This window comes from Stenotrophomonas mori (assembly GCF_023556335.1).
Classification (GTDB): Bacteria; Pseudomonadota; Gammaproteobacteria; order Xanthomonadales; family Xanthomonadaceae; genus Stenotrophomonas; species Stenotrophomonas mori.
This window is the reverse complement of record NZ_JAIKTS010000004.1, coordinates 268,027-290,607: the sequence shown is the minus strand read 5'-3', so window position 1 is coordinate 290,607 and position 22,581 is coordinate 268,027. Positions and strand designations below refer to the sequence as shown.

At 69.9% G+C, this 22,581-nt stretch carries 18 protein-coding genes; 15 read left to right on the top strand and 3 right to left on the bottom strand.

What is annotated here, in order from left to right:
* Positions 1-135 precede the first annotated feature (135 nt).
* The 9 genes from K5L01_RS12625 to K5L01_RS12585 all read left to right on the top strand — a co-directional run bounded on the left by K5L01_RS12625 (position 136) and on the right by K5L01_RS12585 (position 12,038).
* On the top strand, positions 136-2,361 hold the full coding sequence (locus K5L01_RS12625) for an NADP-dependent isocitrate dehydrogenase (RefSeq protein WP_250064857.1): 2,226 nt from the start codon (positions 136-138) through the stop codon (positions 2,359-2,361).
* 255 nt (positions 2,362-2,616) lie between these two features.
* Positions 2,617-3,618, top strand: a complete 1,002-nt coding sequence (locus K5L01_RS12620) for a hypothetical protein (protein WP_250064855.1) — start codon at positions 2,617-2,619, stop codon at positions 3,616-3,618.
* Positions 3,611-4,147: a GTP-binding protein gene (locus K5L01_RS12615; RefSeq protein WP_250064853.1), complete on the top strand. Its 537-nt coding sequence runs from the start codon at positions 3,611-3,613 to the stop codon at positions 4,145-4,147. Before K5L01_RS12620 ends, K5L01_RS12615 begins: the two co-directional genes overlap by 8 nt.
* A complete protein-coding gene (locus K5L01_RS12610) occupies positions 4,140-4,553 on the top strand; it encodes a roadblock/LC7 domain-containing protein (RefSeq protein WP_250064851.1) in 414 nt (137 codons plus the stop codon). The genes K5L01_RS12615 and K5L01_RS12610 overlap by 8 nt, the downstream gene beginning before the upstream one ends.
* Before the next feature lie 46 nt (positions 4,554-4,599).
* Positions 4,600-4,959 carry a hypothetical protein gene (locus K5L01_RS12605; RefSeq protein ID WP_250064850.1) on the top strand — a complete coding sequence of 120 codons (360 nt, stop codon included), beginning with the start codon at positions 4,600-4,602 and terminating at the stop codon, positions 4,957-4,959.
* A 61-nt stretch (positions 4,960-5,020) separates the two neighbouring features.
* Positions 5,021-6,748 (top strand): bifunctional isocitrate dehydrogenase kinase/phosphatase, encoded by a 1,728-nt coding sequence (gene aceK, locus K5L01_RS12600; RefSeq protein ID WP_250064849.1) that lies wholly within the window; start codon positions 5,021-5,023, stop codon positions 6,746-6,748.
* Positions 6,749-7,186: 438 nt separating this feature from the next.
* Positions 7,187-10,255 carry a TonB-dependent receptor domain-containing protein gene (locus K5L01_RS12595; protein WP_250064848.1) on the top strand — a complete coding sequence of 1,023 codons (3,069 nt, stop codon included), beginning with the start codon at positions 7,187-7,189 and terminating at the stop codon, positions 10,253-10,255.
* A 2-nt stretch (positions 10,256-10,257) separates the two neighbouring features.
* Positions 10,258-11,163: a glycerophosphodiester phosphodiesterase family protein gene (locus K5L01_RS12590; RefSeq protein ID WP_250064847.1), complete on the top strand. Its 906-nt coding sequence runs from the start codon at positions 10,258-10,260 to the stop codon at positions 11,161-11,163.
* The gene (locus K5L01_RS12585; protein WP_250064846.1) at positions 11,163-12,038 is read left to right on the top strand and encodes a glycerophosphodiester phosphodiesterase family protein; all 876 of its coding nucleotides are present in this window, start codon (positions 11,163-11,165) and stop codon (positions 12,036-12,038) included. The genes K5L01_RS12590 and K5L01_RS12585 overlap by 1 nt, the downstream gene beginning before the upstream one ends.
* 165 nt (positions 12,039-12,203) lie before the next feature.
* Here K5L01_RS12585 and rho read toward each other — a convergent pair whose 3' ends face one another.
* Both rho and trxA read right to left on the bottom strand, forming a co-directional pair.
* Positions 12,204-13,934, bottom strand: a complete 1,731-nt coding sequence (gene rho / locus K5L01_RS12580; RefSeq protein WP_250064845.1) for a transcription termination factor Rho — start codon at positions 13,932-13,934, stop codon at positions 12,204-12,206.
* A 221-nt stretch (positions 13,935-14,155) separates the two neighbouring features.
* Positions 14,156-14,485, bottom strand: coding sequence for a thioredoxin TrxA (gene trxA, locus K5L01_RS12575; protein ID WP_250064844.1), 330 nt, complete (start codon positions 14,483-14,485; stop codon positions 14,156-14,158).
* A gap of 197 nt (positions 14,486-14,682) precedes the next feature.
* On the opposite strand from trxA, the gene rhlB reads away from it, so the two are divergent.
* The 6 genes from rhlB (at position 14,683) to rpoH (ending at position 20,773) form a co-directional block, all read left to right on the top strand.
* Entirely contained in the window at positions 14,683-16,383 is a 1,701-nt protein-coding gene (rhlB, locus tag K5L01_RS12570; RefSeq protein WP_250064843.1) for an ATP-dependent RNA helicase RhlB, read from the top strand.
* A gap of 132 nt (positions 16,384-16,515) precedes the next feature.
* Positions 16,516-17,202 carry a cell division ATP-binding protein FtsE gene (locus K5L01_RS12565; protein ID WP_250064842.1) on the top strand — a complete coding sequence of 229 codons (687 nt, stop codon included), beginning with the start codon at positions 16,516-16,518 and terminating at the stop codon, positions 17,200-17,202.
* The gene (ftsX, locus tag K5L01_RS12560) at positions 17,199-18,149 is read left to right on the top strand and encodes a permease-like cell division protein FtsX (RefSeq protein ID WP_250064841.1); all 951 of its coding nucleotides are present in this window, start codon (positions 17,199-17,201) and stop codon (positions 18,147-18,149) included. Before K5L01_RS12565 ends, ftsX begins: the two co-directional genes overlap by 4 nt.
* Positions 18,150-18,157: 8 nt before the next feature.
* Positions 18,158-18,997: a response regulator gene (locus K5L01_RS12555; RefSeq protein ID WP_250064840.1), complete on the top strand. Its 840-nt coding sequence runs from the start codon at positions 18,158-18,160 to the stop codon at positions 18,995-18,997.
* Entirely contained in the window at positions 18,994-19,728 is a 735-nt protein-coding gene (ung, locus tag K5L01_RS12550; RefSeq protein ID WP_250064839.1) for a uracil-DNA glycosylase, read from the top strand. The genes K5L01_RS12555 and ung overlap by 4 nt, the downstream gene beginning before the upstream one ends.
* Positions 19,729-19,897: 169 nt before the next feature.
* A complete protein-coding gene (gene rpoH, locus K5L01_RS12545) occupies positions 19,898-20,773 on the top strand; it encodes an RNA polymerase sigma factor RpoH (protein WP_250064838.1) in 876 nt (291 codons plus the stop codon).
* A gap of 496 nt (positions 20,774-21,269) precedes the next feature.
* Here the strand turns inward: rpoH and K5L01_RS12540 are convergent, their stop codons facing one another.
* A complete protein-coding gene (locus K5L01_RS12540; RefSeq protein WP_250064837.1) occupies positions 21,270-22,562 on the bottom strand; it encodes an NAD(P)/FAD-dependent oxidoreductase in 1,293 nt (430 codons plus the stop codon).
* Positions 22,563-22,581: the final 19 nt, after the last annotated feature.

The window sequence follows — 22,581 nt, the reverse complement described above, 5'->3', positions numbered from 1 at the left end:
CGGCGAAAACGCGACAATGCGGAGGTTTCCCTACGCAGGCCGTGCCGGCCCGCGCGTACCGGCCGGTCCACCGCCGGCAGGCGCCGGCCACGGCCGCTTTCTTCCGACGCCGTCCTCCAGAGAGTCCATACCCCCATGTCGAATACGCCGAAGATCATCTACACGCTCACCGACGAAGCCCCGTTCCTGGCGACCCAGTCGCTGCTGCCGATCATCGATGCGTACGCGACCACCGCCGGCATCGCGGTGGAGACCCGCGACATCTCGCTGTCCGGGCGCATCCTGTCGCAGTTCCCGGACTACCTGCAGGACGACCAGAAGGTCGGCGACCACCTGGCGGAGCTGGGCGAGCTGGCGACCCGTCCGGAAGCCAACATCATCAAGCTGCCCAACATCAGCGCCTCGGTGCCGCAGCTCAAGGCGGCGATCAAGGAGCTGCAGGAGCAGGGCTACGCACTGCCGAACTATCCGGACGCACCGAGCGACGACGTCGCCCGCGACATCAAGGCGCGCTACGACAAGGTCAAGGGCAGCGCGGTCAACCCGGTGCTGCGCGAAGGCAACTCCGATCGCCGCGCGCCGTTGTCGGTGAAGAACTACGCACGCAAGCACCCGCACCGCATGGGCGCGTGGAGCGGCGACTCGAAGTCGCACGTGGCGCACATGCAGGCCGGCGATTTCTACGGCAGCGAGAAGTCGGCCACGCTGGCAAAGGATGGCAGCCTGAAGATCGAGCTGCTGCAGGGCGACGGCCGTACCGTGGTGCTCAAGGAGAAGACCGCGGTCAAGGCCGGCGAGATCGTGGACGCCGCGGTGATGTCGCGCCGCGCGCTGGCCGCGTTCGTCGCCGAGCAGATCGCCGACGCCCGCGCCCAGGGCGTGCTGTTCTCGCTGCACCTGAAGGCGACCATGATGAAGGTCTCCGACCCGATCATGTTCGGCGTGGTGGTGGAGGAGTTCTACAAGGACGTGCTCGACAAGTACGCCGCCGAGCTGAAGCAGGCCGGCTTCGACGCCAACAACGGCATCGGCGACCTCTACGCGCGCCTGCCGTCGCTGCCGGAGGCGACGCAGAAGGCGATCGAGGCCGACATCGCCGCCGAGTACGCGCGGCGCCCGGCCGTGGCCATGGTCAATTCGGACAAGGGCATCACCAACCTGCACGTGCCCAGCGACGTGATCGTCGATGCGTCGATGCCGGCGATGATCCGCGACAGCGGCCGCATGTGGAATGCCGAGGGCAAGCTGCAGGACACCAAGGCGCTGATCCCGGACCGGTGCTATGCCGGCGTCTACCAGGCGGTGATCGAGGACTGCAAGGCGCATGGCGCCTTCGACCCGGCGACCATGGGCTCGGTGCCGAACGTGGGCCTGATGGCGCAGAAGGCCGAGGAATACGGCAGCCACGACAAGACCTTCCAGATCCCCGCCGACGGCACGGTGCGCGTGAGCGACGATGCCGGCAACGTGGTGTTCGAGCACCCGGTCGAGGCCGGCGACATCTGGCGCATGTGCCAGGCCAAGGACGCGCCGATCCAGGACTGGGTCAAGCTGGCGGTCTCCCGCGCGCGCCTGAGCGGCACCCCGGCGGTGTTCTGGCTGGACGCCGCCCGTGCCCATGACGCGCAGGTGATCGCCAAGGTCGAGGCCTACCTCAAGGACCACGACACCGACGGACTGGACATCCGCATCCTGGCGCCGGTGGAGGCCACCCGGTTCTCGCTGGAGCGCATCCGCAAGGGCCAGGACACCATCTCGGTGACCGGCAACGTGCTGCGCGACTACCTGACCGACCTGTTCCCGATCCTGGAGCTGGGCACCAGCGCCAAGATGCTGTCGATCGTGCCGCTGATGGCCGGTGGCGGCCTGTTCGAGACCGGCGCCGGCGGCAGCGCGCCCAAGCACGTGCAGCAGTTCGTCGCCGAGGACTACCTGCGCTGGGATTCGCTGGGCGAGTTCCTCGCCCTGGTCGCTTCGCTGGAACACCTGGCGCAGCGTTACGACAATGCCGCCGCCGCGGTACTGGCCAAGGCGCTGGACGCGGCCAACGGCACGTTCCTCGACAACGACCGCTCGCCGGGCCGCAAGCTCGGCACCATCGACAACCGTGGCAGCCATTTCTACATCGCCCTGTACTGGGCGCAGGCGCTGGCCGCGCAGGACGAGGATGCCGCGCTGAAGGCGAAGTTCGCGCCGCTGGCCAGGGCGCTGGCCGAGAACGAGCAGAAGATCGTCGAGGAACTGGTGGCGGTGCAGGGCAAGGCCGTGGACATCGGCGGCTACTACCGCCCGGTGGTGGACAAGGCCGGCCAAGCGATGCGTCCCAGCGCGACCTTCAACGCGGCACTGGCGGCCCTGTAAGCGCCACCGTCGGTACGCCGCTGGCGTAAACGCCAGGGGCCGGAGGGCGGCGGGCCGGAGCAGGTGCTCCGTTCCGCCGCCCTCCGCGTTTCCGCCGTTGTGCAGGCGAACGGCGCCGTTCGTGCGCCGCGTGCTCCTGTATGCACCGGCATCGCCCTGATCTGTGGAACCCATCACGCCCATTCGTCGCGGCGTTCGCCTAGCCTTGGTCTTCAGGTCGGGCAGTGCGTATCCATCACACACGGGGACAGGCGCATGGCTAGGGTGCTGGTCGTGGGTTCCGACATGCAGGGAGAGCAGGCCCTGCTGCAACGTCTGCGCGGCGTCGCCGCGCTGCCTGCCGGGGTACAGGTCAGCAGCTGCAACGCGCTGGATGCCTGCGACCTGCTGGTGATCAAGGACACCCCGGCGCTGCGCAATGCGGCCCTGCGCATGCTGTCCCTGCGGCCGTGGCTGCACTGCTGGGTGGAGGACCGCCACGGACGCCTGCATGGCGGGCTGTCGGATGCGCCGGTGCCGCTGGACGATGCCGCCATCGCCCGTGCGCTGGGCGACATGCAGGCCGGCAACCGGGACACCGCCGCGGCGCATGCCGCGCCGCCGAGGGCGACCGCGGAAGCCGCGACCGGGGACATCGCCGAGGGCATGCAGGCGATCATCGAGCAGCTGCGGAGCGCACTGGCCTCCGGCGGCGGACGGCTGTCGCTGTGCCTGGGCGGCGAACCGGTGCTGCTGCTGGACATCGAACAGGAGCAGGCCATCGCGCTGCGCGCGGTGGCCGGCCTGCCGCAGCTGCTGGCCGACAGTTTCGAGGCGCTGCAGCTGCAGGTGCCGACGTCGGCGGACTGGCAGCGGCTGGACGCGGGCCTGCCGCGGCATCCCCTGCGGCCGTTGTTGTGGCAGTGGGGCCAGGCCAGCAGCGTGCGCTGGCCGGACCTGGACCGGCAACTGGACGCGGGCGCGGCGGTCCGGCTGTCGCGCTGGCCGGATTTCCGCGTGCTCGGGCACGACCATGACGGCTTCCGGCTCTGCTCGCTGCTGCTGAAGCTTCCCTGCACCGCGGCGCAATGCATGCAGCTGCTGGCGCTGCCGCCGGCACAGGTGCGCGGATTCATCCACGCTGCGTACCTGGGCGGATACGCGGTGATCGAGGCGCCGTCACGGAAAGCCTCCGCGCTGTCGGTCGCCGGTACCGGCGGCCTGTTGGCGCGCATGTGGCGCAGCATGCGCCAGCGGCCGGGGCGCGTCCATGCGTGAGCACAAGATCGTGGTGCTTGGCAGCATGGGCAGCGGCAAGTCCACGCTGGTGCGCAGCATCGCCGACGGTGCGGTGGTCAGCACCGATGTCGCCAACAGCGACCGCGCGGCGGCCGACAAGCCGGCCACCACCGTCGCCCTCGACTATGCCGACATCGACCTGCCCAACGGCGACCGCCTGCGGCTGTACGGCACGCCAGGGCAGCAGCGTTTCGATTTCCTGTGGCCGATCCTGCTGCAGGGCGCGCGCGGCGTGGTGGTGCTGCTGGATGCCGCGCACGCCCAGGCCGGCGACGAACTGGCGTTCTACCTGGGGGTGGTGGCCCGGCATGCACCGGGTGTCGCGGCGGTGGTGGGCATCACCCGGCTGGACATGATCGACCACGCACCGGTGGATGCCTGGCAGCGCCAGGCGGCGCCGTTGCCGCTGCTGCCGCTGGATGCGCGCGAACGCGAACAGGGGCTCTGGTTGATGGACATGCTGATGAGCGAGATGGAAACCCACGAACTGGCGGCCAGCCATGGCTGAGGGCGGCGGACACGGGCTTCCCGACGCGGCGCTGCGCAGGCGCCTTGCACGGCCGCTGGAGGCGTTCGCCGAGCGCGTGGAAGGGGTGCGCAGCGTGGTGCTGGCCAGCGTCGACGGCTTCGCGCTGGTCCAGGCCGGCACCCAGGGCAACAGCGAGCGGCTGGCGGCCATGACCAGCGCGATGCTCGCGCTCGCCGTGGCCGTGGGCCGCGAGCTGGCGCTGGGAGACCTGCAGACGCTGATGCTGGAGGCGGGCGAGGGCAAGGTGTTGATGCTGGCGCTGCCCGCACGGCCGGCGCCGCTGCTGCTGATGGCCGCCTGCGACCGGCGCAGCGTCATCGGCCAGGTGCTGTGGAACGCACGCGAATGCGGCCAGGCGGTGCTGGCCGAACTCGGCGGTCCGTGAGCCAGACCGTCAAGGAACCACCGGCTCGAACCACATGGGGATGCACATGGCTGGATTGAATGAATCGTTGAGCGAGTTGATGGGCATCGACGGCGCGCAGGCGGTGGCGCTGGTCGACTACGAGAGCGGCATGCTGCTGGGCGAAGCCGGGTCCGGTGTGGACATGGAGGTGGCCGCGGCCGGCAATACCGAGGTGATCCGCGCGAAGATGAAGACGGCCGCCTCGCTGAACCTGGACGACTCCATCGAGGACATCCTGATCTCGCTGGGCCGCGCGTACCACATCATGCGCCCGGTCGCCAAGCGCAAGGGCCTGTTCTTCTATCTGGTCCTGGACCGCAACAAGTCCAACCTGGCGCTGGCCAGGCGCAAGGTGCAGGACGTGGAAAGCGGGCTGTCGATCTGAGTTCGCGCGGACCGTGCCGGAGCCGGTAAGGTAGGGCCTCCCGTCCAGGAGCCCAGTGGCGATGCCCTCCACCGGCCCGGCGGCGGCCGCGCAGCGGCTGGCCGCGGCGATCCATGAGGCGTTCGAGGCCTACCACGCGCGTTTCGCCGCGGTCACGCGGCGCGCGCGGCAGCGCTTCGAGCAGCGCGACTGGGCCGCGGCGCAGGCCGACGCGGTCGAGCGCATCGCGCTGTACGACCTGTGCATCGCCCAGTGCATGGCGGACCTGCCGGCGGTGGCCGGCGGACGCCTGCCGGACCGCGATGGATGGCGCGCGGTACGCGCCGCCTATGCCGGGCGGATCGAAGGGCTGATCGACGGCGAACTGTACAAGACGTTCTACAACACCCTGACCCGGCGCCTGTTCGCCACCCACGGGGTGGACGATGCGATCGAGTTCATGGCCATCGACCTGGAACCGTCCGATGCCATCACCCACCCGGTCGCGCGGCATGTCTACAGCGTGTCCGAAACGCGCCCGGCGGAGGCGTTCGAGCGCGCCCTCGCCGACGCCAGGTTCCACGTGCCCTACCGCCACCGCCTGCGCTGCGCGGCGGCCATCGCGGTGCGCCTGCAGGACGACCTGGCGCATTGGGGGCCGTACCCGGTGCGCGCCATCGAGCTGCTGGAGACGGTGTTCTACCGCGAACGCCGTGCCTACCTGGTCGGCCGCGTGTTCGGCGAGCACCGCTTCTCGCCCTGCGTGATCGCGCTGGTCAACGACGGCCAGGGACTGCGTGCCGAAGCGGTGCTCAGCCGGCGCCGCGACGTGGCCCACCTGTTCGGTGTCTCGCGCAGCTATTTCCAGGCCGACCTGCCCACCGTCGCCGATGCGGTGGTGTTCCTGCGCAGCCTGCTGCCGGGCAAGCCGGTGGACGAGATCTACACCGTGCTGGGCCGCGCCAAGCAGGGCAAGACCGAGCGCTACCGCACGTTCTTCCGCCACTTCCTGCAGAACCGGGACGAGCGCCTGGTGGCGGCCGAGGGCACGCCCGGGATGGTGATGTCGGTGTTCACCCTGCCCAGCTATCCGCTGGTGTTCAAGCTGATCCGCGACCGCTTCGCCTGGCCCAAGACGGTGAGCCGGCAGGACGTGGAGGACCGCTATGCGCTGGTGTTCAACCTGGACCGGATCGGCCGCCTGCTCGATGCGCAGCCCTACCGCCACCTGCGTTTTCCGTTGCGGCGTTTCGCCCCGGACCTGCTGGCGGAGCTGCAGGAAAGCTGCGCGCGCAGCGTACGGGTCGAGGGCGACGACCTGGTGATCGCGCTGTGTTATGTGCAGCGGCGCTTCCGTCCGCTCAACCTGTACCTGCGCGAACAGGGCGCTGATGCCGCGCGTTCGGCGGCGCTGGACTATGCGCAGGCGATCGTGGACATGGCGCGCAACGACATCTTTCCCGGCGACATGCTGCTCAAGAACTTCGGCGTCTCCCGGCATGGGCGCGCGGTGTTCTACGACTACGATGAGCTGTGCCGGGTCGGCGACTGCAACTTCCGGGCGTGGCCGCAGCCGCACAGCGCCGAGGAGGCGATGGCCGCCGAACCCTGGTTCCATGTCGCCCCCAACGATGTGTTTCCCGAGCGCTTCCCGTTGTTCATGGGCCTGCCGCAGTCGCTGATGGATGCGGTGCGCGAGGCGCATGGCGAGCTGTTCGACCCGCAGTGGTGGCGCGACCTGCAGGCCACGTTCGCGCGCGGCGAGCATCCCGATACGCCGCCCTATCCGCGTGCGCTGCGGCTGGCCTGAAGGTACTTCCGGATCGGGTGATCCCGCGCCGCGGTACGCGCCGGTGGCGGCCCGGTCCTTCCCGCCGTTGCCGGGCAGCCCGTGTCCCGGATACGGATGCCGCCGCTGTCACCGCGGTTACACAATGCGCCACTAGATTGCTGCGTCGCAGAAGGCACGGCGCCCACCGGCATCCCCGACAGGGCCACCGCGCCATCCGCTCCAGGGGGTGTGCGCGCGAGGGCGCCACATCGACGCAGTACCGCCACCGGGAACGTGGCGGGCCTCCATTCCGGGGATTGCATGCCCGCAGATGGCCGGCCGATGCCGGCCGCGTCCCGGTGACGTTCGTTCGCTTCCCGGCGGGAGGGCCGGGAGCGTCCGTACACCTGTCGTGAAGCAGCGCGCCCGAGTGCGCGCGCCATTCTTTGCCCAACCTTCGAGGGAGTCGTTTCACCCATGCGTACCGTTTCCCGCGTTTCCCGGACCCACCTGGCACTGGCTGTCGCTGCGGCGATGGCGATGAACCCCGCGGTGCAGGCCGCCACCGCCACCGCTGCCGATGAGGATGGCGTCCCGATGCAGGGAGCCGTGGCGTCGGCGCCGGCCGCGGACGCCGGCAGGGAGGGAGCGACCACGCTCGACAAGCTGGTGGTGACCGGCACCCGCATCGCGCGCAGCGAACTGGAATCGGTGATGCCGATCTCGGTGATGGAGTTCGAGCAGGCCAAGGACTTCGGCCGTTTCAACCTGTATGACGCGCTGATGATGAACCCGGCGGTCGGACCGGGCATCGGCGAAATGAATTCGATGGGCCAGGAGTACGACAAGGGGGTCGCCAACGTCGACCTGCGCAGCATGGGAACCAACCGCTCGCTGGTGCTGGTGGACGGCCACCGCTGGGTGTCCGGCGGCGCGCGCACCGCGGCGGTCGACCTCAACACCATTCCCTCGGTGCTGGTGGACCGCATCGAGACGGTGACCGGCGGCGCCGCGGCGATCTACGGGGCCGATGCGGTGACCGGCGCGGTCAACGTGGTGATGAAGAAGCGCATGGACGGCAGCACCGTGTCCGTGACCAGCGGCATCTCCGACAAGGGCGATGCCCAGCAGACCCACGTCTCGGCGGCCACCGGGTTCGACTTCCTGGACGGCGCCGCGCATGTCGTGATCGGCGGCAACTACATCAAGACCGACGAGATCCCGCTGCTCGACCGCTACGACAAGCTGTGGAGCTACCAGCCCAACCCGCGCAACACCGGGCCGGCCGACGGCATCCCCGACAACATCATCATCGACTACCACCAGTTCTACCGCTCCAACCATCCCACGTTCTGCATCTACGACGGCGCCAGCCGTTGCGGCAGCAACAACGGCGACTGGTACCAGCTGATCGACGGCCAGGTGGTGAACATTCCCAAGGACAGCTATACGGTCATCTCCAACGGCGACACCGGCGTCCAGGACGGCGGCCCGGATACCGCCTTCGGCATCTACGACTACATGCTGCTGCGCGACAAGTCGGAGAAGAGCTCGGTGTACGCCAACCTGGAGTTCCAGCTGACGCCGGAACTGGTCTGGAACACCAACGTCGGTCTTGCCCATACCTATGTCAGCGGCCACTCGCAGTGGCCCGGACACCGCGACGACGCGCGCCCGGTGAACTGGTGGGGACCCAACGTCGGCGGCGCCGCCGGCGGGAACCCGGGCGGCATCGCCCGCCTGGACGATCCGTTCCTGCCCGAGGCGCTGCGTGCGTTCATGGTGGAGAAGGGCCTGAGCGAGCTTCCCCTGAACCGGCATTACTCCAACCTGCCGATGTCGCGCGAGATGCACAGCCGCACGGCGATCAGCTTCGGCAGCGAGCTCAGTGGCCGCCTGAGCGACCGCCTGGACTGGCAGGGCTTCTTCCGCTACGGCCAGGTGGAGGACGACATCCGCACCAGCAACATGGTCGGCCGCAAGGAATGGCTGTACGCCCGCGACGTCACCGTCGATGCCGCCGGCAAGCCGATCTGCGCCGATGCCGGCGCGCGTGCCGCCGGCTGCGTGCCCACCAACCTGTACACCACCGCGCCGCCGAGCCAGGCGTGGGTCGACTACGTGATGCCGTACGAGCGCCATGAGGACACCCGCAACACCCTGCTCAATGCCGGCTTCGGCATCAACGGCAGCCTGTTCTCGGTGCCGGCCGGCGACATCCGCGTGGCCGCCGGCGTGGAGTGGCGCTCGGAGAAGCTGACCACCCGTGACGACCCGGATGCCGCCAAGCTGGCCAACATCATCTGGTCGCCGGGCATGGACCTGGCCGTGCACCCGTCGATGGATGCCAGCCGCAAGGTGTCCGAAGCCTATGCCGAGCTGGTGGTGCCGCTGCTCGCCGACCTACCGGGTGCCCACAAGCTGGACATCGAGGGGGCGTACCGCTACTCGGACTACAGCGACAACCCGTCCACCAACACCTGGAAGTACGGGATCATCTGGTCGCCGTTCGAAGGCCTGAGCCTGCGCGGCGTCAAGTCGTTCAGCACTCGCGTGCCGAACTTCGGCGAGCTGTATTCCCCGGTGAGCATGGTCACCCTGGGACATATCGGCGATCCCTGCCAGGACCGCCTGATCACCCAGCACCCGGAGCGTGCGGCGAACTGTGCCGCGATCGTGCCGGGCTGGACCGGACCGCTGCCGAACCCGAACGAGAACGCACCGCGGGTGTTCAGCGGCGGCAACCACGAGCTCTCGCCGGAGACCTCGGATTCGTTCTCGTACGGCCTGGTGTGGCAGCCGGGCTTCCTGCGCGGGCTGGAGGTCACCGCCGACTACTGGCAGATCGACATCGACAACGTGATCACCTCGCTGGCCTACGGCACGATCATGAACAACTGCGTCGGTGCTTCGGGCGGGCCGGACATGGGCTACTGCCAGTTCGTCCACCGTTTCACCGAGACCTCGGGCAACCATGTCGTCGGCGAGGTCGACTATGTCCAGGCGCAGTACGCCAACCTGGCCGGGCGCAAGACCCGCGGCGTCGACTTCAGCGCCAACTACCGTTTCGATCTCGGCCCGGGCCGCTACCACGTCGGCATGAACGGAACCCGGACCCTGGAGCGGCGGATCATCGCGCAGAAGGGCAGCAAGGGCACCGACTACGCCGGACAGATCCAGTACCCGAAGTTCCGCGCCAGCCTGCTCAACAGGTACGACATCGGCGATTTCAGCGTCGGCCTCAACACGCACTACGTCAGCGGCAGCCGGTTCAACGTCAACGATGCGTCGAACGAGACGCGCGAGCAGCCCAACGTCCCGGCGTACTGGCAGCACGACCTGAACATCGGCTGGCACCCCGGGCTGAAGTACTCGGTGTCGCTGGGCATCAAGAACCTCACCAACAGCCGGATCGGCCACCCGGTCATGCGCTCCTACGGCACCACCCCGCACCTCACCGCGGACACGGTGAACGCCAACAACGGCGCCGCCTACACCGACGCGATCGGCCGCTACTACTTCGCCACGCTGAAGATGGACTTCTGAGCATGAAAGCGACTTCGATCCTTCTGTGCGCGGCGCTCGCCGCCGGCCTGCTGCCGCCGGGGCCGGCGGCGGCACAGCAGACGCCGGTGCTGCGCGACCCTTCCCGGGTGCTGGTGATCGCCCACCGCGGCTGCGTGGGCGAGGCGCCGGAGGTCTCGGTGGCATCGATCCACGCCTGTGTCGGCAAGGACATCGACGGCATCGAGCTGGACATCCGCAAGACCCGCGATGGCGTGCTGGTGTCGATCCATGACGACACCGTGGACCGGACCACCGACGGCAGCGGGCGGGTCGACGGCATGACCCTGGAGGAGATCCGCCGCCTGCGGCTGCGCCGCGGCAATGGCGGGGCGTATGCGGTGGTGACCGACGAACCCGTCCCGACGCTGGAAGACATGCTGCGGGCGGCCAGGGAGGCGGGCTTCATCGTCCACCTGGACATCAAGGATGCCACCCATGCGGAGGTCGCGGCAGTGGTGCAGCGGCTGGGAATGGCCGGGCGGGCGAGCGCCTGGATAAGCGGTGCGCCGGCCGCCGCCCACCAGCCCGATCCGCGGGTGGGCGAGGTGCTGGCGATCATCCCGCGGATCCAGGAATGCCCGCCGTCGGAGCATCCGGCCTGCCGCAGTGGCGCGCTGGACGACCTGGAGGGCTTCGCCGCCTACCGCCCCGCCGGCTATTTCCTCTGGTACCGGAGCACGCCGGCCTTCTTCCAGCGCTTCAACGCGGCCGCGCGGGTGCCGGAAACGCGGGTGGCCACCGAGACGCTCTGGGAGATCGACAACCTGCCGACGCCGCAGCGCCACGCCCGCTATCGGGAGCTGCGCGCGCTCGGCGCCACGCTGTTCCTGACCGACAAGCCGGCGGACATGGCGCGCGTCCTGCGTGGCCAGGGCGGAGAAGGATGATGGGCCGTCCGTACAGGTCGCTGGCCGCGCTGCTGCTGTGCGCCGCCAGCGCCGCGGCCCTGGGCGCGGGGCCGATGATCGTCGCGCACCGTGGTGGCGCGCTGGCCTGGCCCGAGAACAGCCTGCATGCGTTCCGGATGGCGGAGCAGGCCGGGGTCGAGTTCCTCGAATTCGACCTGCAGATGACGGCCGACAACCAGCTGCTGGTGACGCACGACGCCGACATCAACCCCCAGTTCTGCACCCCGGAAGCCGGGTCGGGGCTGGTGGCCAAGCCGGTGCGGGTACTGACCCTGGCGCAGAGCCGCGGATTCGACTGCGGTGCGCGCTCGCGCGCGATCTACCCGGAGGCGGAGAAGCGTCCGGGCACGCGCATGCCGGCGCTGGAAGAGGTGTTCGCCGCGTTCAGCGGCAACACGCGCATCCGCTATTTCATCGAGACCAAGCTGCCCGGGGAGCGCGCCGCAGGGGCGCCGGTCGACACCACGCTGTATGCGGCCAAGCTCGACCAGCTGATACGCAGGTACGGCCTGGAGGAACGGGTCGTCCTGCAGTCCTTCGACTGGCGCACACTGCGGGCGATGCGCGAGCTCAATCCGGCGGTGCGTACCTGTCCCCTGGGCGTGCCGCGGAACAGTGCCGACTACCACGCCACCGTGCGCGAGCTGCAGGCCGGCTGCATCGTGCTGGCGGCCGAGGAGACCACGCCGGCGCAGGTCGCGCGGTTCCAGCGCGACGGGGTGCTGGTGTTCTCGGGCGTGATCGACGCGCCCGGCGACTGGGAGACGGCGGTGGAGACCGGCTACGACGCCATCTTCACCAACGATCCGGTCGGTGCCGGCGACTACCTGCGCGCCAGGGGCCTGCGGCGCTGACGCCGCCAACGGGGCGGTCGCGACGGCCGCAGCGGCCGGCCGTCGCGGAGCGGGCGCTGGAGGGGGAAGGGCGGATGCGCCCGCACGCCGGGCCTGCGGCCCACAACGCACAAGGCCTCCGGGAATCCCGGAGGCCTTGTGCGTGTCGCACCGGGCCCGCGGGCCTCAGCGCTTCATCGAGCTGAAGAACTCGTCGTTGGACTTGGTGTTCTTCATCTTGTCGAGCAGGAACTCCATCGCCGCGATCTCGTCCATGGGATGCAGCAGCTTGCGCAGGATCCAGATCTTCTGCAGCAGCTCCGGCTCGATCAGCAGGTCCTCGCGGCGGGTGCCGGAGCGGTTGATGTCGATGGCCGGGTAGACCCGCTTCTCGGTGATGCGGCGGTTCAGGTGCACTTCGCTGTTGCCGGTGCCCTTGAACTCCTCGTAGATCACCTCGTCCATCTTCGAGCCGGTTTCCACCAGCGCGGTGGCGATGATGGTCAGGCTGCCGCCTTCCTCCACGTTGCGCGCGGCACCGAAGAAGCGCTTCGGGCGGTGCAGGGCATTGGCGTCCACGCCGCCGGTCAGCACCTTGCCGGAGCTGGGCACGACATTGTTGTAGGCACGCGCCAGGCGGGTGATCGAGTCGAGCAGGATCACCACGTCCTTCTTGTGCTCGACCAGGCGCTTGGCGCGCTCGATCACCATCTCGGCGACCTGCACGTGGCGCGCGGCCGGCTCGTCGAAGGTCGAGGAGACCACTTCGCCGCGCACGGTGCGCTGCATCTCGGTCACTTCTTCCGGGCGCTCGTCCACCAGCAGCACGATCATGTGCACTTCCGGGTGGTTGGTGGTGATGGCCGTGGCGATCTGCTGCATCATCATCGTCTTGCCGGCCTTGGGCGGGGAGACGATGAGCGCGCGCTGGCCCTTGCCCTGCGGCGCCATCAGGTCGAGGATGCGGCCGGTGATGTCTTCCGAGGAACCGTTGCCGCGCTCCAGGGTGAAGCGCTTGCGCGGGAACAGCGGGGTCAGGTTCTCGAACAGCACCTTGTTCTTGGACGCTTCGATCGGCTCACCGTTGATGGTGTCGACGATGTTCAGCGCGAAGTAGCGCTCGCCGTCCTTGGGGAAGCGGATGCGGCCGGCGATATGGTCGCCGGTGCGCAGGTTGAAGCGGCGGATCTGGCTGGGCGAGATGTAGGTGTCGTCCGGGCCGGCCAGGTAGCTGGCCTCGGCCGCGCGCAGGAAGCCGAAGCCGTCGGGCAGGATCTCCAGCACGCCGTCGGCGGCCACGCCGTCGCCGTGGCGGGTGAGCACCTTGAGCAGCGCGAAGATCACGTCCTGCTTGCGCGCGCGGGCCACGCCGTCGTGGATGCTGAGCTGGTCGGCGATCTCCAGCAGCTTGTGCGCCGGCATCCGCTTCAGGTCGCTCAGCGAGTAGGCCGGGAAGCCTTCCGGCACGTTGGGATGCGGACGCGGCACGAAGGGCTCGCCGCCGCCGTCCTGCGGCATGCCATTGTCGTCGCGGTAGCGGTCGCGGTTGCGCTCGCGGCGGTTGCGGAAGCGCTCGCGGCGGTTGCCCTGACCCTGGCCTTGGCCCTGCGGACTCTGCTGGCCGCTGCGCTGCGACGAGCCGCCGGTGCCGTCGCCACGGGGTTCGCCGCCTTCCTGGCCGGCCTGCGGGCCGCCGTCGGTCGCTGTCGGCGCACGGTGCTCGGTGTCCGCCGGCGGCGCGGAGGCATCGGCAGCCGGAAGCGGCAGCGCGGACTGCGCCGGGGGAGCCGCGGCGGGAGTGGACGCGGGGGCGCCGGCATCGCCGGTGTCGGCGACCTTGGCGGCACGCGGCTTGCGCACGCGCTTTTCGACGGGTGCGTCGGCGCTCCCGGTTTCGGAAGGAGTGTTCTCGGACAAGTGCTTGATTCCTCTCGCTGACGTGCGAGCGCCCAGCAGGGCGGCGAACTGGTTGGGAATGATCCGGACGAGAACCCGGCCGGAGGGTGCGGCAGGCGAAGGCTGCCGGATGTCGCGACACTACCACCGCCACGCGCGGCGGCGCAAGGTCGCGGGAAATCGTCGTTGGGCCGCGGTATGGCTGGCCCGGAGCCGGCGGTGGCGGCCGCCGGCCGGGGGGGTCAGGCCAGCGCCTTGTCGATCATCTGGCTCAGCTGGCCCTTGCCGACGGCGCCGATCTGGGTGGCCTGGATCTGGCCATCCTTGAACAACAGCAGCATCGGGATCGAGCGCACGTGGTACTTGACCGCGGTGGCGCGGTTCTCGTCGACGTTGAGCTTGGCGATCTTCAGCTTGCCGTCGTAGGCGTCGGCCAGTTCGTCCAGCACCGGGGAAATCATCTTGCAGGGACCGCACCATTCGGCCCAGAAGTCCACCAGTACCGGGGTGTCGGACTGCAGCACGGCGGCCTCGAAATCGGCGTCGCCGACGTGTAGAACCTTATCGCTCACTTGGGGAGTCTCCTGAGGCAATGCGACGACCCATGCCGGGTTGGCCTCCGCATTGCGCTAAACTGGGGCATTGCGCGGACAGAAGGCATGGCCTTGGCGTCGCGCGACCCGGCGCAGGGGCCGCAGTGTGCGACGGGGCCCGATACGATGCAAGCCGCCCGGCCGTTGGCCGACCGCCACTACACAAGACAGAATTAATGAGCGACAAACCGCTGACCGATGTGACCTTTTCCTCCTTCGAACTGCAACCGGCGCTGCTGGCCGGACTGGAAGGAGCCGGATTCACCCGCTGTACCCCCATCCAGGCATTGACCCTGCCGGTGGCGTTGCCCGGTGGCGATGTCGCCGGGCAGGCGCAGACCGGCACCGGCAAGACGCTGGCCTTCCTGGTGGCGGTCATCAACCGGCTGCTGAGCCGGGCGGCGCTGGCCGACCGCAAGCCGGAGGACCCGCGCGCGCTGATCCTGGCGCCGACTCGGGAACTGGCCATCCAGATCCACAAGGACGCGATGAAGTTCGCCTCCGACTCCGGCCTGCGCTTCGCCCTGGTCTACGGTGGCGTCGACTACGACAAGCAGCGCGAACTGCTGCAGAAGGGCGTGGACGTGATCATCGCCACCCCGGGGCGCCTGATCGACTATGTCAAGCAGCACAAGGTGGTGTCGCTGCATGCCTGCGAGATCTGCGTGCTGGACGAAGCCGACCGCATGTTCGACCTGGGCTTCATCAAGGACATCCGCTTCCTGCTGCGGCGCATGCCCGAGCGCACCACCCGCCAGACCCTGCTGTTCTCGGCCACGCTCAGCCACCGCGTGCTGGAGCTGGCCTATGAGCACATGAACGAGCCGCAGAAGCTGGTGGTGGACGCCGAGACGGTGACCGCCGAGCGGGTGCGCCAGCGCATCTACTTCCCGGCCGACGAGGAGAAGCTGCCGCTGCTGCTGGGCCTGCTGTCGCGCAGCGAAGGCGCCCGCACCATGGTGTTCGTCAACACCAAGATGTTCGTCGAGCGGGTGGCGCGCTCGCTGGAGAAGGCCGGCTACCGGGTCGGCGTGCTGTCCGGGGACGTGCCGCAGAAGAAGCGCGAGAGCCTGCTCAACCGCTTCCAGAAGGGCCAGCTGGAGATCCTGGTCGCCACCGACGTGGCCGCGCGCGGCCTGCATATCGACGGGGTCAAGTACGTCTACAACTACGACCTGCCGTTCGATGCCGAGGACTACGTGCACCGCATCGGCCGCACCGCGCGGCTGGGCGAGGAGGGCGACGCGATCAGCTTCGCCTGCGAACGCTATGCGATGGGCCTGCCGGACATCGAGGCCTACATCCAGCAGAAGATCCCGGTCGAGCCGGTCACCACCGAGCTGATGACCGCGCTGCCGCGCCCGGAGCGGCCGGCACCGGCGCCTGGCGAGGCCGGCGACGAGGACGAGAGCGTCGGCGCGATCTTCCGCGAGGCACGCGAACAGAAGGCCGCCGACGAGGCGCGCCGCGGTGGTGGCCGCAGTGGCCGCTCCGGCGGCGCGGGCCGCGGCGAACGTCGCCCGGTGGGCGAGGCCCGGGGCGAGGGCGATGCGGAAGGCCGCCGCCGTCGCCGCAAGCCGCGCCCGGAAGGCGAGCAGGCGGCCACTGTGGCCACTGCCGCCGCGCCGGGTCCGGCGGCCGAGCAGGCGCCGCCGCCGGCCGTCGAGGGCGAGCGCGCACCGCGCAAGCGCCGTCGCCGCCGTCATGGACGTCCGGTGGAAGGCGTGGAAGCCCCCGCCGCGGCGGCCGCCGGCAGCAGGGCCGGGGCAGGCCCGGTGCAGGTGCCGGCCAAGCCGGTGCGTCCGTCGCGCGAGGAGAACGACTCGTTCCTGACGCGGCTCGGGCGCAAGATCCGGCGGATGCTTGCGGGCGATTGACCGCCCGCCACCGGCCCTGCGCTGCCCGCCCGCCACCGGAAAGGTGCCTGCGGCGGGCACCGGGCGGGGCCGCAGCCTGTCGCGCCCGCAACGCGCGACCCTGCGCGGCGCCGCGTCCGGCATAATCGGCGCATGAGCGTTCTGCGTTTCGACAATGTCAGCAAGCACTATGCGGGCGGCCACCAGGCGCTGGTGGACGTCAGCTTCGAGGTCGCGGCGGGGGAGATGCTGTTCGTCACCGGGCATTCCGGCGCCGGCAAGAGCACCCTGCTGAAACTGATCCACCTGAGCGAGCGTCCCACGCGCGGCACCGTGCTGTTCGGCGACCGCAACCTGCTCAAGGTGCGCGGCGGCAAGGTCGCGCTGCACCGCCGCGAGGTCGGTGCGGTGCACCAGGACCACCGCCTGTTGACCGACCGCAGTGTCGGCGAGAACGTCGCGCTGCCGCTGATCCTGCGTGGCGACCGCCGCACGGACACCGGCAAGCGGGTGCGTTCGGTGCTGGAGCGCATGGGGCTCGGGCACCGCGAGAAGGCGCTGCCCACCCAGCTGTCGGCCGGCGAGCAGCAGCGCGTGGGCATCGCCCGCGCGATCGTCGCCGAGCCCCGGCTACTGGTGGCCGACGAACCCACCGGCAACCTCGACCCGACCCTGGCCGCGGAGATCATGGCGCTGTTCGCCGAGCTGCCCGGCCGCGGCACCAGCGTACTGGTGGTCAGCCACGACCTGCCGCTGCTCAAGCGCATGCGCAAGCGGGTGCTGATCCTCGACCACGGCCGGCTGGCCGATGACATCTCGCCACAGGATCTGGCCGAATGAGCAGGGCGGTACCGAAGAAGGAAGCGGGTGCGCCCTCGCGGCTGGCGGTTTGGTCCGCGCACCATCTGCACAGCATCGTCTTCAGCCTCGGCCGCGCGCTGCGCAAGCCATGGGCGACGGCGCTGACCGTGGCGGTGATGGCGCTGGCGCTGGCGCTGCCGCTGGGGCTGTCGATCGTGCTGGACAACCTGCGGCATTTCGCCGGCAGCGTGCAGCAGTCGCGCGACATCAACCTGTTCCTCAAGCCGGAAATCGATGCCGCCGCGGCCCAGGACGTGGCCACCGCGCTGCGGGCCCGCGCGGAAGTGGCCGAGGTGCTGCTGCGCACCCCGGACGAGGGCCTGGCCGAGCTGCGCCGCAGCGCCGGGCTGGAGGAGGCGATCGATGCCCTGGCCGGCAATCCGCTGCCGACATTGCTGATCGTCACCCCTGCCGAGGGCGACGACGCGGCGCTGGCGGCCTCGCTGCAGGCGCTGCCGCAGGCCGACCTGGTCCAGCACGACGCGCTGTGGCGCAAGCGCCTGGATGCCTGGCTGCAGTTCGGCACCCGGCTGGTGCAGGTGCTGTCGCTGCTGCTGGGGCTGGGGGCGGTGCTGGTGGTGGGCAATACCGTGCGCCTGGACATACAGGCACGGCGCGAGGAGATCGACGTCCTGCAGCTGCTGGGCGCCAGCGACGGCTTCATCCGCCGGCCGTTCGTCTATCTGGGAGCCTGGTACGGCCTGGCCGCGGGTGCGCTGGCGCTGGCGCTGATCGGGGCCAGCGGCCTGGCCCTGCGCCCGCCGCTGGCGGCGCTGTCGCAAAGCTATGGCAGCCAGTTCGTCCTGCATGGGCTCGACGCCCTGCACTCGGGCATGGTGCTGCTGGGAACGCTGGTGCTGGGCTGGCTGGGGGCATGGCTGGTGACCGGCCACTTCCTGCGGCAGACCCGCCCGGCCGGGACGTGAGCCGACGCATGTCCACGCATGAACTCAGGCACCTGATCAGCGACGCCCCCCGGGTCATGGTGGTGGATGGCTCGAAACTGGTGCGCAGGCTGATTTCCGACATGCTGCAGCGCGAGCTGCCGGATGTGGAGGTGGTCGGGTGCGCCGGCGTCGAGGAGGCGCAGTCGGCGCTGGCGACCGGCCCGGTGCACCTGGTCACCACCTCGCTGGCGCTGCCCGACGGCGACGGCCTGGCCCTGGCCCGCAGCGTGCGCCAGGCAGCAGGGCAGACTTACGTGCCGGTGATCGTGGTGTCCGGCGATACGCAGCGGCACCTGGAGCAGCGGCGGTTCAACGAATACGTCACCGACTACTTCGACAAGGCGCTGGGCCCCGGCGCACTGGCCACCTTCATCCGCGGCTATGTGCAGCCCGAGCCGGTGCCGGGTGCCACCGTGCTGTATGTCGAGGACAGCCGGGTGGTGGCCGAGGCGACCAAGCGCATCCTCGAGCGCCATGGCCTGCACGTGGTGCACGTGCTGACCGCCGAGGATGCGTTCTCGCTGCTCACCGCCGAATCGCTGGGGCGCACCGAGCGCCGCATCGACCTGGTGCTGACCGATGTCACCCTCAAGGGCGAACTCAACGGCCGCGACGTGATCGAGCGCGTGCGCATCGACTTCGGCTACGGCAAGCACCACCTGCCGGTGCTGGTGATGACCGGCGACAGCAACCCGCACAACCAGTCGGCGCTGCTGCAGGCCGGTGCCAACGACCTGGTGCAGAAGCCGATCGAGGAGCGCCTGCTGGTGACCAAGGTGCTGTTCCAGCTGCGCCTGACCCGCCTGGCGCAGGCGGAGCCGCAGTGAGCGCGGCCCCCAGCATCCAGCTCGAACCGAGCTGGAAGGCGCGGGTGGGCGAGTGGCTGCTGCGCCCGGACATGCGCGAGCTGTCGGCCTTCCTGCGCCAGCGCAAGGCGGCCGGGGCCCGGGTGTTCCCGCCGGGTCCGCAGATCTTCGCTGCCTTCGAGGCCACCCCGTTCGACCAGGTGAAGGTGGTGGTGCTGGGACAGGACCCGTACCACGGCCCCGGCCAGGCGCATGGCCTGAGCTTCTCGGTGATGCCGGGCGTGCCGGTGCCGCCGTCGCTGTTGAACATCTACAAGGAGCTGGAAAGCGACGAGGCGCTCGTCCCCGCATTCCAGCGCCCCGACCACGGCTGCCTGCTGCCATGGGCGCGGCAGGGCGTGCTGCTGCTCAATGCGGTGCTGACCGTGGAGCAGGGCCGTGCCGGCGTCCACCAGGGCAAGGGCTGGGAGGGGTTCACCGACCATGTGGTGGACGTGCTCAACCGCGAGCGCGAGGGCCTGGTGTTCCTGCTCTGGGGCAGCTATGCCCAGGCCAAGGGCAAGGTCATCGACAGCGGTCGCCATCGGGTGCTCAGGGCGCCGCATCCCTCGCCGCTGTCCGCCCACCGGGGATTCCTGGGCTGCCGGCACTTTTCGACGGCCAACGCCTATCTGGCCCGCCGCGGGCAGGCGCCGATCGACTGGCGCCTGCCGCCGCGTGCCGCGCTGGACGGCCTGCCGGGCCAGGCCTGAACGGTCTCGGCGGCTGTCATCGGACGGTGACAGGACGGGGGGTAGAGTGCGGGAATCCCTGTCGGGGCGGTCCTCCGGGCCTGGCGGGGCGGTTTGTCGACGGATTTGGAACGCTGGAACTTTTCCTGTACCGGGCAGTCCAATGGAACGGCTGCTAAGATGAGATCCCATGAGCTCGAACACCTCTACTGCCCTTGTGGCAAACAATCTTCCGATCCCCAGCGCGCTCGGCTCGCTGGACGCCTATATCGGTGCCGTGCACCAGATCCCGGTGCTGTCGGTCGATGAGGAACAGGTGCTGGCGCGCCGTTTCCGCGACGAGCAGGACCTGGACGCCGCGCGCGAGCTGGTGCATTCGCACCTGCGTTTCGTGGTGCACGTGGCCCGTGGCTACAACGGCTACGGCCTGCAGCTGGGCGACCTGATCCAGGAAGGCAACATCGGCCTGATGAAGGCGGTCAAGCGCTTCGATCCGGACATGGGCGTGCGCCTGGTCTCCTTCGCGGTGCACTGGATCCGTGCCGAGATGCACGAGTTCATCCTCAAGAACTGGCGCATCGTCAAGGTCGCCACCACCAAGGCCCAGCGCAAGCTGTTCTTCAACCTGCGCAAGTCCAAGACCCGCCTGGGCTGGATGAACGCGGCCGAGGTCAGTGCGGTCGCCAAGGACCTGAACGTCTCCGAGCGCGAAGTGATGGAGATGGAGTCGCGCCTGTCTGGCCGCGATGTGGGGTTCGACGCGCCGGTGGGCGAGGACGACGACCATGCGCCGCCGTCGCCGGCCGCCTACCTGGTCGCCCGTGACGAGGACCCGTCGCAGGCCTACGAGCGCCAGGACAGCGAGGACAACCAGCTGCAGCTGCTGCGGCAGGGGCTGGCGAATCTGGATGCGCGTTCGCGGGACATCGTCGCCCGCCGCTGGCTGGACGATGAGAACAAGCTGACCCTGCAGGAGCTGGCCGACGAGTACGGCGTGTCGGCCGAGCGCATCCGCCAGATCGAGGCCAACGCGCTCAAGAAAATGAAGGCGTTGTTCGCCGCCTGATCGGCCGCCGGTTCGACGACGACACATGCAAACGCCCGGGGAAACCCGGGCGTTTGCGTTGCGTGGTCGCGACGCGGGGACTCCCGTGCCATCGCGGCCATGTGGATCTCCGTTCCTGCATCCACGAACGGAGGCGACGGCGCAGGGGTGCTGCCTGTGCGGCGCGATCGGCGTGGTCGCCAGCGAAGCCGGCTGTTCTGCGCCATTGCTCGATGTGCCGGCGCAGGCCGGGTGGGCCGATGTCCGTGGTGCATTGCGGTAGCGCTACCCGTCTCGAGGGAAAGCAGCCTGGCGTCTACCACTCCGAGTGGGCGGCGCGTGGCTTCTGCCCGGTCCTATCCGTCCGCTGCCGGCGGGGCTGTTCCAGCTCCAGAGCCTGCTCTTCATCGATGGGAAGCCGGCGTTCCGTGGGGTGGCCAATGCCGTCGAAAAGCTGACCGGCCAACAGGTGCCGGCGCGCTTCGCGCCCGGCGGCGGGTGACGCCGGCGGCGGCGTTCACTCCCGCAGGGGCGGCCCATCGCGCGGCCCGCTGTCGGCATCGCCGAAGATGATCCGCGCGCTGCGCTGGTAGCTCCAATAGGCCACGGCCCAGTTGAGCAGCACCACCAGACGGTTGCGGAAGCCGATCAGGAAGAATACGTGGGCGGCCAGCCAGAACCACCAGGCGAGGATGCCGGAGAGCTTCAGGCGGCCCATGTGCACGATGGCGGCCATGCGTCCGATCGTGGCCAGGTTGCCCTGGTCGCGGTAGCGGAACGGCGGCGGTGCGGGGCGTTCCCGCAGTCGTGCCTGGACCACCGCGGCCACGTACTTGCCCATCTGCTTGGCGGCGGGCGCCACGCCGGGCACCGGGCGCCCGTCGGCCTGCGCCAGCGCGGCCAGGTCGCCGGCGACGAAGATGTCCGGGTGCCCGGGCACGCTGAGGTCCGGCAGCACCTGCACGCGCCCGGCCCGGTCCAGCGGTACGCCCAGCGTGCGCGCCAGCGGCGAGGCGGCCACGCCGGCGGCCCAGACCACGGTGCGGGCGGGGACGTCCTGCGTGCCGAGGCGGAACCCGTGGTCGTCGATGGCGGTGACCGGGGTGCCGGTGTGGACCTCCACGCCCAGCCGCTCCAGTTGCTGGCGGGCCTTCAGCGACAGGGCTTCGGGGAAGCTGGACAACACCCGTGGCCCGGCCTCGACCAGACGTACCCGCGCCGAGGCGGGGTCGATGTGGCGGAACTCGTTGCGCAGGGTGTGGCGTGCGATCTCGGCCAGGGTGCCGGCCAGCTCCACCCCTGTGGGGCCGCCGCCGACGATGGCGAAGCTGAGCCAGGCGGCCTTCTCCGCCGGATCGGATTCGGCCTCGGCCCTCTCGAACGCCAGCAGCAGCCGGCGCCGCAGCGCCAGCGCGTCGTCCAGGGTCTTCAGCCCCGGCGCGTGCGGTGCCCACTGGTCGTTGCCGAAATAGGCGTGGGTGGCGCCGCAGGCCACCAGCAGCAGGTCGTAGTCGAGGCGGTCGCCGTCGCGCAGGCAGGCCTGGCGGCGCGCGGTGTCGATGGCCTCGATCTCGCCCAGGCGCACCTCGACATTGCGCTGCCGGCCGAGGATGTGCCGCAGCGGCGCGGCGATGTCCGGCGCCGACAGGCCGGCGGTGGCCACCTGGTACAGCAGCGGCTGGAACAGGTGATGGTTGCGGCGGTCGACCAGGGTGATGCGCAGGGCGGTTCCGGCCAGTGCGCGGGTGGCCCAGAGGCCGGCGAAGCCGCCGCCGATGATCAGCAGGCGGGGCGGACGGTCGTGCTGCATGGGCGCTACTCCGGTGGCG

What these genes read in the sequence shown, in the direction of transcription:
- K5L01_RS12590 (WP_250064847.1), top strand. Translation starts at nt 10,258, where the DNA reads ATGAAAGCGACTTCGATCCTTCTGTGCGCGGCGCTCGCCGCCGGCCTG.
- K5L01_RS12615 (WP_250064853.1), top strand. Translation starts at nt 3,611, where the DNA reads ATGCGTGAGCACAAGATCGTGGTGCTTGGCAGCATGGGCAGCGGCAAG.
- K5L01_RS12605 (WP_250064850.1), top strand. Translation starts at nt 4,600, where the DNA reads ATGGCTGGATTGAATGAATCGTTGAGCGAGTTGATGGGCATCGACGGC.
- K5L01_RS12595 (WP_250064848.1), top strand. Translation starts at nt 7,187, where the DNA reads ATGCGTACCGTTTCCCGCGTTTCCCGGACCCACCTGGCACTGGCTGTC.
- K5L01_RS12585 (WP_250064846.1), top strand. Translation starts at nt 11,163, where the DNA reads ATGGGCCGTCCGTACAGGTCGCTGGCCGCGCTGCTGCTGTGCGCCGCC.
- K5L01_RS12610 (WP_250064851.1), top strand. Translation starts at nt 4,140, where the DNA reads ATGGCTGAGGGCGGCGGACACGGGCTTCCCGACGCGGCGCTGCGCAGG.
- K5L01_RS12625 (WP_250064857.1), top strand. Translation starts at nt 136, where the DNA reads ATGTCGAATACGCCGAAGATCATCTACACGCTCACCGACGAAGCCCCG.
- K5L01_RS12565 (WP_250064842.1), top strand. Translation starts at nt 16,516, where the DNA reads ATGAGCGTTCTGCGTTTCGACAATGTCAGCAAGCACTATGCGGGCGGC.
- K5L01_RS12540 (WP_250064837.1), bottom strand. Translation starts at nt 22,562, where the DNA reads ATGCAGCACGACCGTCCGCCCCGCCTGCTGATCATCGGCGGCGGCTTC.
- K5L01_RS12555 (WP_250064840.1), top strand. Translation starts at nt 18,158, where the DNA reads ATGTCCACGCATGAACTCAGGCACCTGATCAGCGACGCCCCCCGGGTC.
- aceK (WP_250064849.1), top strand. Translation starts at nt 5,021, where the DNA reads ATGCCCTCCACCGGCCCGGCGGCGGCCGCGCAGCGGCTGGCCGCGGCG.
- K5L01_RS12620 (WP_250064855.1), top strand. Translation starts at nt 2,617, where the DNA reads ATGGCTAGGGTGCTGGTCGTGGGTTCCGACATGCAGGGAGAGCAGGCC.
- rhlB (WP_250064843.1), top strand. Translation starts at nt 14,683, where the DNA reads ATGAGCGACAAACCGCTGACCGATGTGACCTTTTCCTCCTTCGAACTG.
- ftsX (WP_250064841.1), top strand. Translation starts at nt 17,199, where the DNA reads ATGAGCAGGGCGGTACCGAAGAAGGAAGCGGGTGCGCCCTCGCGGCTG.
- rpoH (WP_250064838.1), top strand. Translation starts at nt 19,898, where the DNA reads ATGAGCTCGAACACCTCTACTGCCCTTGTGGCAAACAATCTTCCGATC.